The organism is Companilactobacillus bobalius (assembly GCF_009764355.1).
On record NZ_LNUA01000011.1, the window covers coordinates 18438 to 35754 of the forward strand.

Consider the following 17317-nt stretch of genomic DNA (forward strand, 5'->3'; position numbering starts at 1 on the left):
TGAATTCAAGCATTTTCTATGAAGTACTGTGGAAAGTATTTTGAAAAAGAAATATCCTAAATTATTAATGATTCGTTTTTTATCAATAAAAATTTCAAAATTTTAAGCTTAAGTAAAATATTAATTCGATTGTTGAAATTATATAGTCTTTTCAAAATATCCTCCAAATGTAATATACATTAATTATGAATTAATTTGTTATCCAAAGAACTAATATTTCTTGATGGTCATATGAAAATATGGCCTTTTTATTTTTATGTCGTATAGTGATCTCTCAAAAAATTAGTCTAATAAATTGAGAAATAATGTTGCAAATTGACCATTAGATTAAAAGAATGATTAGTTTCAGGTTATGGTAATTTGATGGGATTAGTAGGCCGAAACTTCAATATGAATATTAACAAAAGATTGTTTTGTGGGCAAAATATGACTTTAAAAGTTCATTAAATTAAATGATGTTTTGATTTAAATATAAGAAAAATATTATAAAAATAATATGATATTTGTTTACAGGGATGTTTATAAATGCTAACCTAGTAATTGTTAAATAAATCACAAATATATTAGAGGTGAGAGTATGGCTATTAAAAAACAAAAAGCATTGAATGTAACACTATATACTTCGAGTGGAGTTCTATTATTAATGAACGCTAGCTCAGGAGTGGTGAGTGCAGCAGTAGAAAGCAATCATAAACAAGCTCAAGAAAGTACTATCATGCCGACGGCTGGTTTAGCCGATATTTCAGTTTTAGGTAATGCCAGCTTGGTTTCTACAACTGGAAATACCATGACACCTAATTCACAGGGAAACTATGATCTATCCTTGAAATATTCAGGGATGGGGTTAGCAAGTGTTGGAGTGGCTGATAAAAAGGTATTAGTTTATTCTTTGCCACCTGAATTACAAGGAAAGGTTGTGGGAGGAGCGACAGTTCAAATTGATGCTCAGTTATTGCCAATTGTACCTGCGGATGTTCCTGGAGTGGATCTTTTATTTGCAGCGGTAGAGGCAGCTGTTGATGTTTTTGCCGGGGCAGTTAAATTATTGGGCGTGGATGTTAGTGGTTTGCAAGATGCAATTGATGATTTAAAAGGATTAAAGGAATTAGGAAGCTATCATGATACCTTGCCAGGTATAGTTTCAGCCGATGGTAAAACTATTTCAGTCGATTTCACACAAGGATTAGGTAATTATGTTAATCAGGCATACTCATCACTTTTTAATGGTTTAGAAGATGCGGTCAATGGTATTAGTTCAAGTAATCCAGTTGTTAATACGGCCTTAACAGTGCTTAAACGTAGTACGACACCGCTCTTTGATTTAATTGATGAGATTGCCAATGGAAGTTCAACAATTTTAAGTTCTGCTTTAAATGCAAATATTCTGGGTCAAACTAGTGGTACTTTGACAACGACAGTTAGTGACCCTAATACAGCTACAACAACAGTGAGGGCATCAGTTATTAGTAATGCTGTTTTATCAGCCGATATCATTTCACTGATAGATCAAGAAGGACAACCAGTAACTTTGAATTTCCCTAACGATGCGGTTGATCCATTAGTTGATTATGAAGTGGCTTTACCAAGTCTTGATCCGGCTACTGAGGGAGAAACAACAATTAGCGGGTCGGTAGCGCTCAATGAACCGATTCCGGAGGGAACAACTTTTGCTGCAATTGCAACATTAGACGATGGGACTGAAATCAGCGGTAATGTTGATGCTAGTGGAAGTTTTGTAATTGAAACTGGAGTCTTACAAAAAGATCAGATCATTAGCGTAAAAATTAAGGCTACGAATGGTGCTTATACTAAAGATAGTGAAGCTGCATCCTTAACCGTTCAAGCAGGTCAGACAAGTGAGAATCCATTAGAAAACTATTCGGTAAGTGTTCCTACAGTATCGCTATCTTATGCAGGAGATACTTCTATAAAAGGTTCGGTAACCTTAAATCAACCAATTCCAGATGGTACAACATTTAATGCAACTGCTACTCTTAAAGATGGTACAGAAGTAAGTGGAGAGATTGATGAAAATGGTAATTTTACTTTAGATACAGGAATGTTGAACGAAGGTGATATTTTATCAGTCAAAATAGTGGCAACGAATGGAGAATACACTAAAGAAAGTTCATCAGTATCGGTAACTGTCCAAGCAACAATAGGAACTGAAAATCCGTTAGCTGATTATGACGTCGCTACACCAACGGTTGATTCAGCCTATGCAGGAGATACTTCTATAAAAGGTACAGTAGCTTTAAATCAACCAATCCCTGAGGGCACAACTTTTGAAGCTGTGGTTATTCAATCCGATGGAACTGAAGCCACAGGAATAGTAGCAGAAGATGGCAAGTTTGTAATTAATACCGGTGAATTAAAGGAGAAGGATAATTTATCTGTAAAGATTAGAGCTAAAAATGATGTCTATTCTAAGGATAGTGCTTCAACGGCAGTAACAGTTCAGCCACTTGAAATTACTAATCCGTTGGAAAACTATAATGTGTCTTCACCAGCTATTAACCCTGCTGTGGATGGTGATACATCAGTTGAAGGTTCAGTTGAACTTGAACAACCAATTCCAGAAGGTACAATTTTTGAAGCTGTTATAACGATGCCGGATGGAAGTGAGAAAAAAGCCGCAGTTGATGCAGATGGAAAATTCACGGTTGAAACAGGAGAGTTAAAAGAAGGAGATGCTATTACAGTTAAGGTGGTAGCAACTAATGGTGAGAATACGAAAGAAAGTTCTCCAGTATCAATAGTTGTTCAACCAGGGATTGAAGTGACGAATCCATTAAATGATTATGAAGTTTCGAAACCGGATGTCGATGTTCTGACTGAAGGAGATAAACAGATTAAAGGATCAGTTGATTTAGTACAACCTGTTCCGGAGAATACAACATTTGAAGCAGTAGCAATTTTAGCTGATGGAACTGAGAAAACAGGTTCTGTTGCTGCAAATGGTGATTTTACAATTGAAACCGGAATTTTGGAAAAAGATGCAATCCTATCTGTAAAGATCAGAGCTCATAATGACAATAACGTGAAAGATAGTATTTCTGTTTCAGTAGTGGTGCAGCCAGCCAAGGTAACAAATCCATTAGAAAATTATAATGTGATTTCGCCAGTAGTTAATCCTGTTACATCGGGTGATACGTCAGTTGGTGGTTCGGTTACACTGGAACGACCAATTCCAGAAGGTACAACGTTTGAAACCGTTATAACGATGCCAGATGGAAATGAGAAAAAAGCTATAGTTGATGTTGATGGTAATTTCACGGTTGAAACAGGGGAGCTAAAAGAAGGAGATGTTATTTCAGTTAAGGTTGTAGCAATTAATGGTGAGAATACAAAAGAAAGCTCACCTGTGATGATATCTGTACAACCAGAAATTACTGAGACTAATCCTTTGAGCAACTATGAAGTTTCAGTACCTTCAGTTGATACAGTTACCGAAGGAGATATGCAGGTTAAAGGATCAGTTGATCTAGTCCAGCCAATTCCGGAGGGTACGAGTTTCGAGACAGTTGTAACGTTGGTTGATGGAACTGAAAAGATGGGTACGGTTGATGAAAATGGTCAATTCACAGTTGAAACTGGTGCTTTGAAAAAGGATGAAATTCTTTCCGTTAAAGTGACAGCTAAGAACGGAGATTACTCTAAAGATAGTGCTTCTATTTCGGTAAACGTGCGGCCATCAGAAGCAACCAATCCTCTGGAAAATTACAATGTAGTTTCACCAGTAGTTAATCCAATTATATCGGGAGATACATCGGTTACTGGATCAGTAAACTTGTCACAACCAATTCCGGAAGGCACAACATTTGAAGCTATAGTTACACTTCCAGATGGTAGTGAGCTAAAAGGTCAAATTGATGAAACTGGTAACTTTGATATTAGTACTGGTGAATTGAAGGAAGGAGATACTGTTTCAGTTAAAATTGTTGCTCATAATGGCAATAATCAGAAGGACAGTAGTCCAGTATTAGTAATCGTTGGTCCAGCAATTGAAGCGGGGAATCCATTGGCAGACTATGACGTATCACAGCCCGTAGTTACTCCAGTCAAGGCGGATTCTACCTCTATCAATGGATCGGTAGAACTAGTACAACCAATTCCAGAAGGAACTTCATTCAAGGCAGTAGTGACACTAACAGATGGTAGCCAGAAGGTAGGCGTAGTTTCCGCGAATGGAAGTTTCACTGTAGAGACAGGTTCGTTAAACGAAGGTGATATTCTATCAGTTAAGATTACAGCCGAGAATGGCGAATATACAAAGGATGGAGCTTCAATTTCGGTAACTGTCGAGCCTACAAGTGAAGTAACCAATCCATTGGAAAACTATAATGTAGCTTCACCGACAGTTAATCCAATTGTATCTGGAGATACTTCTGTTAGTGGTTCAGTGGAAGTGACAAAGCCAATTCCAGAGGGAACTAGTTTTGAAGTGATAGTTACTTTACCAGATGGTACGGAAGTGAAGGGACAGATTGATGAGAATGGTAAATTTACTGTTGAAACTGGTGAATTGAAAGAAGGAGATACTGTTTCGGTTAAAGTCGTCGCTCATAACGGTAATGACCAAAAAGAAAGTAGCCCAATTTCAGTGACAGTAGGATCAAAAATCCCTGACACTAATCCATTAGCAAATTATATTGTTAATGCACCAATAGTTGATGAAGTATTAGAAGGTGCAACCACAATTAATGGTTCAGTGAATTTAACCCAACCAATTCCAGAGGGAACAACTTTTGAAGCTGTGGCAACTCTTGCTGATGGCACAGAAGTGAAAGGACGGGTTGATGAAAATGGTGATTTTAGTATTGAAACGATTGCCCTTAATACTGGGGAGATTATTTCAATTAGAATTACGGCGCAAAACGATGGCTATTTTAAGGACAGTGCATCAATCTCAGTAACCGTAGGTGAAAAAGAAGAAATCAACCCATTAGAAGACTATGAAGTAGCAACACCAGTGGTTGATAAGATTACAGATGGTGATATGAAAGTAAATGGTTCAGTTGTCTTGAATCAACCAATTCCAGAGGGAACAATATTTGAAGTAGTTGTAACTTTGTCTAATGGAATGCAAAGAAGCTTTATGTTGGCAGACGTACAACCATTTTCGAATAGCAATCCACATACGGGAAGTATTGATGAAAATGGACGATTCTCAATTGACACTGAAAAATGGAACAGCGGAGAATATGTAGACGTACAAATAATTGCGAGAAATACAAACTTTGAAAAATCTAGTCAGAAAGTTTCAGTACTCGTTGATTCTGGACTGCCATCAATCGATAACCCTCTGAATGATTATGAAGTTAGAGCACCATCCGTTGATTCGATTATTGATGGTGACACACAAGTGACAGGCTCGGTTGAATTTAATCAACCAGTTCCGGAAGGAACAGATTTTGAAGTAGTTGTCATCTTGTCTGATGGATCTGAGAGAACCGGTGCAATTGGTTCAGACGGTAAATTTACTGTAGAAACTGGTAAATTAAACAAAGATGATCAAGTAAGAGTTAAAGTGGTGGCTAAGAATGGTCAGTACTCTAAGAATAGTAATATTGTTCAAATAAACGTTGGTGCTAATGATACTGGCGGCAACACAGGTGGCGGCGACGGAAACAACAACAACGGCGGCAATACAGGTGGCGGTGACGGAAACAACAACAACGGCGGCAATACAGGTGGCGGCGACGGAAATAACAATAACGGCGGCAATACAGGTGGTGGCGACGGAAATAACAATAACGGCGGCAACACGGATGGTAATGCTGGTAACAATAGTAGTGGACAATCTGGTAATAGTGAGTTTGAAAGTTCAGTTGTATCTGGTGGTATTAATTCGAGTGGAGGATTACAAAATGAAAGTCTTTCAAATAGAAACGGTCTATCATCCAGTGGTCAAGTAATTGGTAACGGAAGTATTGTGAAATCTAACAATGCTGATGGTCAAAATGTGGCTGAAAAATCTAATAAAACTGGAATGTTACCGAAAGCTGGTGAAAAAACTGCAGGTATTATTTCAATTGGAGGTGCATTATTAGCATTGATTGTAGTTATGTTCAAAAAAGTATTTAAGAAAAGAGAGAATCAATAAAAATAGTTAATATAAAAGACACAAAGTCTAGTTGATGGCTTTGTGTTTTTTTGCGTTGTCGAGTCTATTATTTTTGAACTGGACTGATATTGTGTACAATGATATATGAGAGGGGGTAATAATATGGCAATGAAACCCCAGAAAATCGTGAAAATACTACGACAACATGGTTTTGTTAAAAAGTCGCAGAATGGATCGCACTTAAAAATGTATAATCCCGATACCAATGTGACGCTACCAGTGCCGATACATCATGATAAGGAGCTCGAACATGGAATTGAGAGCAAAATTTTGAAGCAGGCTGGTATTAAGGTTACCGATATCTAAATAAGGTTATGTAATGAACTTTTCATGGAAAGAGTCATTACATAGCCTTATTTTTGTATCGAAATTTAAATTAGTGTAACAAGTTAAAAAAGTGCTGACGAATCTAGATTTGGATGGTATTTTTTTAAACAGAGGAGGAGCCTATGAAAATTAATTATCAGCTAATCGATGATTATGCCACTGATGAAATTGGGATTCGCATGCATCCTAATAATCATGAACTGATTTCAACTATTGAAAAGAATTTAGAGACGAAACATTTAGAAGTAATTGATCCCCAAAATAGTCGACAGTCAAAATTGAGAATTGAAGATGTTCTTATCATTGAGGCCATGGATAATTTGTCCAAACTTTATACCACTGACAAAGACGTTTTTTATTTGAAAGGTAGATTGAAGGATTTAGAATATTTAACAAAATATGGAATTTTGAGAATAAGCAATTCAGTTATGATCAATTTAGATAAAATTGTTAGTTTTAAAAATGGAAAGTACGCGCGCTTAGAAGTTTACACTGACAATGGAGAGAGTTTTGTTGTCAGTCGACACTTTAGTAAAAAAATTCGGGAGTATTTAAGATGATTAAACAATATAAGAATCGCTTTATTCAAGGAACTCTACTGACAATTATTTGGATTGTTTTTCTAACTGGATTTACAAGGCAAACAATGGAGGTAACTTTTTTTTGGAACATTTTGCTTATTTCGGTTAGTTTGAGTTTGATATTTGGTGTTATTTATCCGTATATTTGGAATTACAGTACTTGGATTGCGCCAATAAGTATTATTCTGTCTTCGGTAATAAATTTTTTGACGGGTTATTTTGTTTTATATCTTTATTCAAAAATTCTTTTTCATCTAACGTTGCCATATTGGTTGGTAATTCTATGTGTAACGATACTTCTTCATGTAATATTCTTTTATTTTTATAGAAAATATCAAAATGAAAAGATGGCACGGGAATTGAATCAATTACGTCAACGTTAATGCTTTGGTTGCCAACGACATTAAAAAAAGTCTACTATTAATAGTGTATTTTTAGTGAGAGAGGCTTAATTATGAAAAGCAAACATAATATTTTGACACTGTTTGCGACCAGTTTTATGTCGTTCATGCAATTGCTTGATGCCAGTATCGTTAATGTAGCGATACCTAGTTTAACTAAAGATTTGCATGTACCAATGAATCGGGCCGAATGGATTGTGTCAGTCTATCTGATTATGATTTGTATGCTATTGTTGTTCTGGGGAAGAATGGCTGATCAAATCGGATACATTAAAATTTTTCAAACGGGGACTATTTTCTTCACGATTGGTTCATTAATATGTGCGATGAGTCCATCGTTATACATATTGTTATTTGGGCGAATTGTTCAAGGACTTGGAGCCAGTATGAGTATGGCAACTAATATTGGTATTATCGCAATGATTTTTCCAATGAGTCAGCGTGGCCGGGCCTATGGTATCAACAGTATCATTGCCCAATTAGGAAATATCTCAGGACCTGGTTTAGGCGGATTAGTACTAAGTGTTTTATCTTGGCACTGGATTTTCATTATCAATATTCCAATTGGAATTATTGTTTATATCTATGGTCGTTTTATGTTTCCTAGAGAGAATCGTAGAGTTAAAAAAGTATCTTACGATTGGATTGGTCTAATAACCTATGCCGTTGCAATAGCCACTTTCTTTGTCAGTATTTTTATGGGACAGGATATTGGTTTCGGCAATCGAGCCGTTATACTGACCTTTATGGTTAGTTTGATATTCTGGATTGGTTTCTTCTATGCTGAGAAGCATATTAAATCACCGTTGATCAATTTCAAGATTTTTAAGATATCTCGTTTAACTTTGAGCCTAGTTAGTGCCTTGATAGTCTTTTCAATTGGGTATTATGCCAACGTTATAATGCCGTTTTACTTAACCAATTTTAGATCATTAAGTACTTCATTGACTGGATTAATTATGATGGCAATACCATTTGCTAACGTAATTGCTGCACCAATTGCCGGTTATTTTACGGACAAATATAACGCCGCTAGTGTCTCGATTGTTAACTTGTTTATCTATGCTATTCCTATTGTATTTTTGATGCAGGTTTCAAAAACAGATAGCTTAATAGTCTTTACGTTCATGTTGCTATTTCTTGGAATTGGTAACGGTGGGTTTCAAAATAATCCAATGATTATGGGGTATGCACCTCAGGCTTATCAGGGAATTGCTGGTAGTTTAGCCGCCTTATTTAGAAATCTTGGTATGGGTATTGGCGTCAGTATGGCGACGACTAGCCTTTATTATGGTATGAGTTTGAAAGCTAATAAGCAGATAGCTTATTATCCAACGGCTCATCCAAATTGGTTTTTAAGTGGTATGCATTTTGCTTATTTAACAGCATTAGTATTGCTAATTATTGCAATTGTTTTAGTTTATATGATTCATCGAATTGATAAGCATAACGCCGTTACAAGAAAATACCGATAACTAAGTTAGAAATCATTATTACAAAAGAATCTCGAAAGTAACAATTCGAATAAATCAATTGCTAACTTTGTCTCACTAGCTTCCTTTCTAGTATAATGTAGTGAAAATAGAGAGTAAGAAAGGCGGTAGGGCAATGGAACCAATTTATAATTTTAAGGAAACTGAGATGAATGGTGGGATTATTAATTTCAGAGATTATCAAGGTAAGGTTCTGTTAATCGTTAATACCGCAAGCAAATGTGGCTTAGCACCGCAACTTGAATCCATTGAAAAACTTTATAATAAGTATCGAGCTCAAGGTCTTGAAGTTTTAGGTCTGCCTTCTAATCAATTCCATCAAGAACTTGATAGTGATGAAGAGACAAGCGATTTTTGTCAGATGCATTACGGAGTGACTTTCCCTATGACTCGCAAAGTAATTGTGAATGGCCTGGATGAAGATCCACTATTCACTTATTTAAAAGATCAATCAGGGAAGGGTCGAATTAAGTGGAACTTTACTAAGTTCTTGATTGATAAAGAGGGCAACCTGTTGAAACGTTTTGCACCAATTACAAAACCTGAAAAAATGGAAAACTTGATTATAGATGCTCTAAAAAAATAGATCTCACAACTGTGAGGTCTATTTCTTTTCCTTTGTGAAATCCAACATGTATTCAACTGCTTCATCTAAGGATTTTAGGTGATGTTTTTGACGAATTTCTTCTAACTTTTTTTGTGATTGTTCACTTAATTTTGAAACAGAAAGCTTCTTCTCTGGTTTACTCATTGTCTAATTACCTTTCTAATGGAAGTGCTTTAACTAATAATTCTAATATAGAGGCATGTTTTAAGGCAAATAAGTTGTTTTATTTACAAATTAAATAAATTGTGTTAAAAAACTTGTAGTGGTAGGCTTGCTTCAACGTAGTTCTATAAATAGATGGGATATATTTATATTGCAATTTCGTTTATCAAACGTTAATTAAGTGAAATGGTGGTGAGAATATGTTTTTAGCGATAAAGGAAATTCTTCACAATAAAACAAGATATTTCTTAGTTGTTTTCACAGTCTTTCTGATCAGTTATATGGTTTTTTTCCTAACTAGTTTAGCTGTAGGTTTGGCAAGGGGAAATAGAACGGCAGTAGATCAATGGAATGCTGAATCAGTAGTCGTTTCCAGCTATTCTAATAAGAGTTTGACAGTATCAAATATTCCTGAAGGATCTTATAAGGAATATGAGAGTAAGGATGTGGTACCACTTGGTCAGATGACTGTTGTTACAAAGCTCAAAAATTCAGACAAAAAGATCAATACCAATATTTTCGGTGTAAACTGGAATAGTTTTATTAGCCCTAAGTTGATAGCTGGTCGGATGCCGAAGAATGGTAAAGAAGTCATTGCTGATTCGAAACTAGGTAATGACAATATTAAGCTCAATTCAGAGGTAAAGATCAATGGTAGTAAGGATCTCTACAAAGTTGTTGGGTTGACTGAGGATAACAGTTTCTTCACAGTACCGATTATCTTTACCAATATGAATACCTTTAGGACTTTGAAATATGGATCAGATCAAGCAAAGAATATCAGTGCTTTGGTTGTCCGTGATAAGACTAAAATCAAAAAATCTGGATTGTCACAAATTACGATTCCTGATTTGATCAATCATATTCCAGGGTATACGGCCCAAATCATGGTCTTTGCCTTTATGATAGGAGCAATGATTATCATTACTTTCTTGATCATTGGAATTTTCATGTACATCATAACGATTCAAAAGATCAGTCTTTACGGTGTCATGAGAGCTCAAGGAATCAGAACAGCCAGAATCATAGCGGCGTTATTCTATCAGATTTTGATTTTAACGGCACTTGGGGCTGGCTTAGCTCTAGTGGCAATTGCGGCAACTCAATTGGGATTACCGAAGACAGTACCATTCTACAGTAATTGGCCGGCATATGGCTTATTGACCTTGGCAATTATGATCATGGCGCTATTGGGTGGAACCTTATCAATGCGCAAAGTTCTAAAAGTCGATCCATTATCAGCTATCGAAGGGGGTTAAACTTATGCATTTAATTGAAGTTAAAGATGTAGTTAAACAATACGGTTCAGGTCGAACTTTAGTCGAAGCATTACATAAAACTAATTTTACCCTCGATGAAGGTGAGTTCAACGCTATTATTGGACCATCTGGTTCAGGTAAAACGACGTTATTGACCATTTTAGGACTATTACAAACACCAACCTCTGGTGAAATCTATGTCGGTGGAAAAGATGTTACTAAGTTAAGTGCCAAGAAAAAAACAGATTTACGGTTTAATAAATTTGGCTTCATCTTACAGGCATCCAACTTGATTCCGTTTTTGACAGTTAAAGAACAATTCAAATTAGTTGATAAGTTTACTCCGGATAATAAGGAAAAAATGAATCAAGCCGATCTATTGAAGATGTTGGACCTGACTGATGTAGCGACCAATTATCCTAGTAACTTATCTGGTGGTGAACGCCAACGTGCCGCAATTGCCAGAGCTTTATATAATAATCCTGACGTGATTTTAGCGGATGAACCAACAGCTAGTTTGGATTCAGAAAGAGCCAACCAAGTGGTAAGCTTATTAGCCAAAATTGCTCATGAATATCATCGTGGTGTGATTATGATTACCCATGATACACGTTTGTTAACACCGACGGATCGGGTATTTGTTATGCGAGACGGTACCTTAACAGAACAGAAAAAAGAATAAAAAAATCCTCAACCGATTTGGTTGAGGATTTTTTACTCGTCACACAGGGAACGTTCAATTAAATTGTGATTAACATGAGTATCACCCCAAGTACAGATGGCATCCAAGATAGGAATCAAAGATTTTCCATTTTCACTTAGTCGATATTCAACATGTGGTTCAGCAGTTTCAAAGTCGTGTCTGATAATAAGCCCGTCAGCTTCTAATTCACGTAGTTGATTGGCCAATGTTTTATGTGAAACATTTTGAATATGTCGTTGTAATTCACCAAAGCGACCCTGACCAGTTTCGGCTAATTCATAGAGAATGATGATTTTCCATTTTCCTTGAATCATTTGCATGGTGGCATCAAACTCGTTTAAATATTTTGCCATAAGTTTTCCTCTTAGTTTTCCACAGCTAGTAACCTGAAAGTGCGTACTTGTTGTTCATAATACCTGCCATTATACTTTAAAGCGTTGAAAAAATCTTTTTAAGTATTGAGGATATAAATATGAAAAAATTAGTTGTAATAACAGGTGCAAGTTCAGGTTTTGGTGCTGAAATTGCTAAAATTTTTAATGCTGATGGATTTCCATTGCTACTGTTAGGACGTAGGATGGAAAAACTTCAAGAGGTAGCTACAGGTATGGAAAATGTCATGCTTGATTCGGTTGATGTTACTGATTATAAGCAATTTGAAAAGGCTATTCGCAAGGCTGAAACTAAATATGGTAAAACTGACCTTTTGGTTAATAATGCCGGTGTTATGCTGTTAGGAAATGTTCAGAATCAAAATCCACAAGAATGGCAAACGATGTTGGATACCAATGTTATGGGTGTTTTGAACGGTACGCAAATTGTTTTAAATGATATGTGTGAACGTGAACACGGGACAATTTTAAATATGTCATCAATTGCTGGTAAGAAAACATTTGTTAATCATGCTGCTTATGTGGCTTCTAAGTTTGGTGTTCATGGATTGTCTGAAACTGTTCGTGAAGAAAATTCTGCTAAAAATGTTCGTATCATGATGGTGGCTCCGGGTGCTGCCGAAACAGAATTGTTAACGCATGTGACAAGTAAATCAGCATTGAGGGATTATGCTGCTTGGGAAGAAACTATGGGCGGCGTAGTGCTTGATCCTAAGCGCGTTGCTGAAACGGTCAAGTTTATGTATGATATGCCTCAAGAAGTTAATATTCGTGAAGTCGATATTGCGGCCACACGTCAAGATTCATAGAGTAAAAAAAGTCTCGATTGTAATAGTCGAGGCTTTTTACTACACTAATTTAATGGCACGAATATTGACGATGACAATAGAAGTTTCATCGAAAGTTACTCGTCCTTTTTGTGGTTCAATCTTTTTAAGATATCCTTTGAGATGTTCGTAATAACCGGACTTGTCGTTGAAGTAATTCACATCCACTTTTAAAGGGTGTGTTTCTAAATAGTTTAATTGTTGTGTAATGCATTTTTCCTCAGCCGCTGTGGAATACTTTTTTCGAGTATAATCTTTAGTTTTATCTTTAATGAGACTACTGAAACCTTCTAAGGCTCCAAAAGGGGCGAATTGCGCAGCACGATCGATTTGTTCCATTGGTAAATGACGTTTAGAAGAAGTGTAGGGTAAGTCCATAATGTCTTGATATGCAGAGGTGTCATTAAATATTTGTTGTTCAATTAATTTCTTTTCGTCCATTATGCGTGATGACCACCAATCTGATTGTTTCTTTCAATCGTAGTTGAACCTTCTACTAAATCGGAAGCTTTCAAGACAATGTTGCGACTGCCAAATTTCCTTTGTAAATCGAGAATAGTTTCCTGAATTTTACGATCACGATTACGTTCAATTTGAGAATGTTGATCCTGGATAATTTCCTGTGATGTATTGGAAAATAAATCAGTCTGTTTAAAAGTTATTTGTTGCTGGGCTAATTTTTCGTCAGTTAAATTATTGGCGGTGAGGGTGACACGTCGAATTAACAATTTACTGTTGATATTGTCTTCATAAAGTTTTTTGAAAGTCTGTCGTAGCTCGTTAGATGAAGAGGTGAAGGCAGACATTTTAACGTGATTGTGATCCGGTTTAGGAGTTTTGCGACCATAGTAATCATCAACTAATTCGCCATTAAAGCTGTTGTCGATCTGCAAACTTTTAATATCGTAGTCAACGATTAGACCAATACAATTAGTTACTAACTTCTTTTGAACCAAATCGAGAGCTAGATTATCGCTCATGCCACGAACAATTTTTAAGCCATCATCATAAGAGGTTGGTTTCATTAGAACTTGACTGGAATAGAGTCCGTGATTGTCAGACCGATAGTTTTTAATATCGGCAAGTGTAGCCGTTTCATGCCCCCAAGCATGATCAATCAATAGTTCAGCGTTCTTTCCAAATTCATGATAGAGAATTTCTTCATTCATATCGTCGGACAAGCTTCCTAAAGAGCAGCAGGCAATATCTCCCATTGTGTTCAAGCCTAGTTTCTCTAGACGCTTAGAGTAGCCACGACCAATACGCCAAAAATCAGTTAGAGGTTGATGAGCCCAAAGTAATTGACGATATTGATGTTCATTCATTTGTGCAATCCGGACGCCATCTTGATCAGCAGGGATGTGTTTAGCAACGATATCCATCGCTACTTTAGCTAAATAGAGATTAGTTCCGATGCCGGCTGTAGCCGTGATACCAGTTTCAGCTTGAATCTGCTGGATAATAGTTTTGGCTAAAGTGTGAGCGGTAATATTATGTTTTTCTAAATAATCAGTAACGTCCATTAGAACTTCATCGATTGAGTAGACGTGAATATTTTTGGCCTCGATAAAACGTAAATAAATACCGTAAATTTCAGCACTTTTATACATGTAAAAGTTCATTCTCGGTTTAACTACTTTATAGCCAATTTTGAGGGTTGGTGATTTCAATAAGTGTTGGCGGTCGATGGAAGAATATCTGGTTAAACGGTGATGGGGAGCACTATTCATCTTTTCCCGGTTTAGCTTGTAGACGATTCTTTCAACTTGAAATAGTCTAGGACGTCCTGGTACACCAAACTTCTTGAGTGCTGGAGAGACTGCTAAGCAGATAGTTTTGTCAGTTCGTGAGTTGTCAGCAACGACTAGATTATCATTTAAAGGATTTAAATCATGTGCGATGCATTCGACCGAAGCATAGAAAGATTTCAAATCGATTGCCATATAAGTTCTTTCTTTAGTCATTGCTAAACTCCTTTTTAAAAATGTACAAACATACGTTCTTTTTAAAATTATACCATTACAATTTGTACGTTTAAATGATTAAGTCTATAATTGAAAGATAGATAATTATTTTCAGTAAATATCATATTTATACGCTGTAGAAATAAGACATTGCACTCTGTGTGGGTCTTATTTTTTATGGAATTTGTAGGGGAAAGAAGTAAGGATATGAGTAGGAATAGAAAAATTCTGGTTACGTTCGCATTAGTTTTGTCGAACATGATGGCTGGACTCGACGCAACTATTATTAATACCGCCTTGCCAGCAATTATTAGTGATTTGCATGGTATTCAATATATGGGCTGGATCGTTGCTATTTTCCTTTTGGGGATGGCCGTTTCGACACCGTTATGGAGTAAATTTGGTGAGAAACGTGGAAACAAAGTTGCTTACATCACAGCAACGATTGTCTTCATGATCGGAGCGCTATTCCAAGGATTAGCTCCTAATATTATTTGGTTCATTACCGCTAGAAGTATTATGGGAATTGGTGCCGGAGGGATGAACACGATTCCTTTCATTATCTATTCACAAATTTTTAAGAATATTAAACGTCGTTCGCAAGTTATCGGAATTGCCTCGGCTGGTTTCAGTGGAACATCAATTATTGGTCCTTTAATTGGTGGTTGGATCGTTGATACCTTCAGCTGGCATTGGGTGTTCTATATTAACTTACCTTTGGCATTGCTTTCTATCATCATTATCGCTTTCTTCTTTAAAATCAAAGAGAAGCTCAATCATGCTAAAGTTGATTATCATGGGGCCATCTTGATGGTTTTAGGATTATCTTCAATCTTAGTAGGTATTCAATTGTTAGGTGTTTCCTCAATCTTTGTCACACTAGGGTTTATCATCGTGGGACTACTATTGATATTGTGGATGTCACGAGTTGAGAATCGGGTTGACGATCCTATCGTACCTAATCGCTTGTTTAAAAATGAGAAACTAGTAATCGATTTGATTTTGTTTGCTTTATTGTGGGGATCGTTCGTAGCCTTCAATATCTATATTCCAATGTGGGCACAAGGAATTATGGGCTTGAGCGCTCTAATAGGTGGTATGACGCAGATTCCCGGAGCAATCGCTAACTTCATTGGTTCCGAGTTAGAACCTCTGATTCAGCGAAAAATTAGTCGTTATTCGATCATAGGTATCGGGGCAATTGCTTTCTTGATCTCGTTTGCTGGATTGTATTTTGCAAAACAAACTGCCAGTTATACTTTTCTATTGATCATGGGCGTTTTTGAAGGATTTGGTGTAGGTATTTGTTTCAATGCTTTATTGATTGCTGTTCAATTTGATGTTGAACCACGAGATGTACCAATCTCAACGTCATTTGCCTATTTAGTTAGAATCTTGAGCCAAACTTTCATGTCTTCAATCTATGGAGTTATTTTGAATATTGCTTTGATGCGTGGAGTTAGAGAAAGTCACGGTAGTATTACAATGGCAATGATGAACAAGTTGAGTAATGCTGCTGATGCCAAATACTTACCACAACATTTGATTCCTGAAATGAGACAAATCTTTTTTCAAGGAATTCACAGTATTATGCTAACAGCACTCATTTTGATTATCTTAGTTATCATTATTCTGTTGTATCTCTTCAGACGTGAACATTTGAATCGCAAGGCTTCATAAAATATGAAGTCTTTTTTTGTTATAATCACAGTAATCGCTTACAAATAAGAGGAGATAAAATGACAAATATAGAACGTATGCAACGAGGGAAAGTTTATAATCCAGATGAACCAGAGTTAATGCAGCAACAAATTATTGCTCAAGAAAAAAATGATGCTTACAATGCTTTAAAGAGAAGTGATTTCAAAGGTCGTACGCAGTTGTTAAAAGAGATGTTTGCGGAAATGGGGACAGATTGTATGATTGAAATTCCATTTTACGCTAATTGGGGTGGGCAACATGTTCACTTTGGCAATGGCGTTTATGCTAATTTCAATTTGACGTTAGTTGATGATGGGGATATTTTTGTGGGAGATAATACAATGTTTGGTCCTAATGCGACAATTGCAACGGCAGGGCATCCAGTTTATCCACCTTTACGATCAGAGAAGCATTATCAATTTAATAAATCTGTCTATATTGGTAAGAATGCTTGGTTAGGTGCAAATGTGACGGTCCTACCTGGTGTGACGATTGGTGATAATACCGTAGTTGGTGCAGGTAGTGTGGTCACGAAAGATTTGCCGGCCAATGTTGTAGCAGTGGGGACACCATGCAAAGTATTGAGGCCGATTGGGCAGCATGATCACGATTATTTTTATAAGAATGAAAAACTCGATATCTGGAGTTAAAGATATTTTTGTAATCTTTATAATTTTGTCATTGAAAAGATAGTGGTTATTAATTGTAGAATTTATTAAAGCTAACTAGAATTAAATTTGATTATTAGATATATTGTAATTATAAGCAGGAGG

At 36.3% G+C, this 17317-nt stretch carries 15 protein-coding genes; 11 read left to right on the forward strand and 4 right to left on the reverse strand.

What is annotated here, in order from left to right; translation table 11 throughout:
• The first annotated feature begins 577 nt into the window (after positions 1–577).
• The 6 genes from ATN92_RS01935 (at position 578) to ATN92_RS01960 (ending at position 9515) form a co-directional block, all read left to right on the forward strand.
• Positions 578–6106 (forward strand): adhesive domain-containing protein, encoded by a 5529-nt coding sequence (locus ATN92_RS01935; protein WP_087721291.1) that lies wholly within the window; start codon positions 578–580, stop codon positions 6104–6106.
• Positions 6107–6229: 123 nt separating this feature from the next.
• Positions 6230–6433: a type II toxin-antitoxin system HicA family toxin gene (locus ATN92_RS01940; RefSeq protein ID WP_025086359.1), complete on the forward strand. Its 204-nt coding sequence runs from the start codon at positions 6230–6232 to the stop codon at positions 6431–6433.
• A gap of 143 nt (positions 6434–6576) precedes the next feature.
• Complete coding sequence (locus ATN92_RS01945) at positions 6577–7014, forward strand: LytTR family DNA-binding domain-containing protein (protein ID WP_056953420.1); 438 nt, start codon at positions 6577–6579, stop codon at positions 7012–7014.
• Positions 7011–7418, forward strand: a complete 408-nt coding sequence (locus ATN92_RS01950) for a hypothetical protein (protein ID WP_056953422.1) — start codon at positions 7011–7013, stop codon at positions 7416–7418. Before ATN92_RS01945 ends, ATN92_RS01950 begins: the two co-directional genes overlap by 4 nt.
• Positions 7419–7489: 71 nt before the next feature.
• Entirely contained in the window at positions 7490–8911 is a 1422-nt protein-coding gene (locus ATN92_RS01955) for an MFS transporter (protein ID WP_056953424.1), read from the forward strand.
• Positions 8912–9044: 133 nt separating this feature from the next.
• Positions 9045–9515, forward strand: coding sequence for a glutathione peroxidase (locus ATN92_RS01960; RefSeq protein WP_056953426.1), 471 nt, complete (start codon positions 9045–9047; stop codon positions 9513–9515).
• Positions 9516–9533: 18 nt separating this feature from the next.
• On the opposite strand, the gene ATN92_RS01965 is transcribed toward ATN92_RS01960, so the two are convergent.
• Positions 9534–9680: a hypothetical protein gene (locus ATN92_RS01965; protein WP_156638764.1), complete on the reverse strand. Its 147-nt coding sequence runs from the start codon at positions 9678–9680 to the stop codon at positions 9534–9536.
• Positions 9681–9898: 218 nt separating this feature from the next.
• Here ATN92_RS01965 and ATN92_RS01970 point away from each other — a divergent pair, with 218 nt between their 5' ends.
• Both ATN92_RS01970 and ATN92_RS01975 read left to right on the forward strand, forming a co-directional pair.
• Positions 9899–10957, forward strand: a complete 1059-nt coding sequence (locus ATN92_RS01970; protein ID WP_056953428.1) for an FtsX-like permease family protein — start codon at positions 9899–9901, stop codon at positions 10955–10957.
• A gap of 4 nt (positions 10958–10961) precedes the next feature.
• On the forward strand, positions 10962–11639 hold the full coding sequence (locus ATN92_RS01975) for an ABC transporter ATP-binding protein (protein WP_056953430.1): 678 nt from the start codon (positions 10962–10964) through the stop codon (positions 11637–11639).
• A 32-nt stretch (positions 11640–11671) separates the two neighbouring features.
• Here the strand turns inward: ATN92_RS01975 and ATN92_RS01980 are convergent, their stop codons facing one another.
• Complete coding sequence (locus ATN92_RS01980; protein ID WP_056953432.1) at positions 11672–12013, reverse strand: winged helix-turn-helix transcriptional regulator; 342 nt, start codon at positions 12011–12013, stop codon at positions 11672–11674.
• A 119-nt stretch (positions 12014–12132) separates the two neighbouring features.
• Between ATN92_RS01980 and ATN92_RS01985 the strand changes: the two genes are divergently transcribed.
• Complete coding sequence (locus ATN92_RS01985; RefSeq protein WP_056953433.1) at positions 12133–12861, forward strand: SDR family oxidoreductase; 729 nt, start codon at positions 12133–12135, stop codon at positions 12859–12861.
• Positions 12862–12900: 39 nt separating this feature from the next.
• On the opposite strand, the gene ATN92_RS01990 is transcribed toward ATN92_RS01985, so the two are convergent.
• Positions 12901–13320 carry a hypothetical protein gene (locus ATN92_RS01990; protein ID WP_056953435.1) on the reverse strand — a complete coding sequence of 140 codons (420 nt, stop codon included), beginning with the start codon at positions 13318–13320 and terminating at the stop codon, positions 12901–12903.
• Positions 13320–14843, reverse strand: coding sequence for a Y-family DNA polymerase (locus tag ATN92_RS01995; RefSeq protein ID WP_056953437.1), 1524 nt, complete (start codon positions 14841–14843; stop codon positions 13320–13322). Before ATN92_RS01995 ends, ATN92_RS01990 begins: the two co-directional genes overlap by 1 nt.
• Positions 14844–15050: 207 nt before the next feature.
• Here ATN92_RS01995 and ATN92_RS02000 point away from each other — a divergent pair, with 207 nt between their 5' ends.
• Entirely contained in the window at positions 15051–16523 is a 1473-nt protein-coding gene (locus ATN92_RS02000; RefSeq protein WP_056953439.1) for an MFS transporter, read from the forward strand.
• Between the two features lie 59 nt (positions 16524–16582).
• Positions 16583–17194: a sugar O-acetyltransferase gene (locus ATN92_RS02005; protein ID WP_056953442.1), complete on the forward strand. Its 612-nt coding sequence runs from the start codon at positions 16583–16585 to the stop codon at positions 17192–17194.
• Positions 17195–17317: the final 123 nt, after the last annotated feature.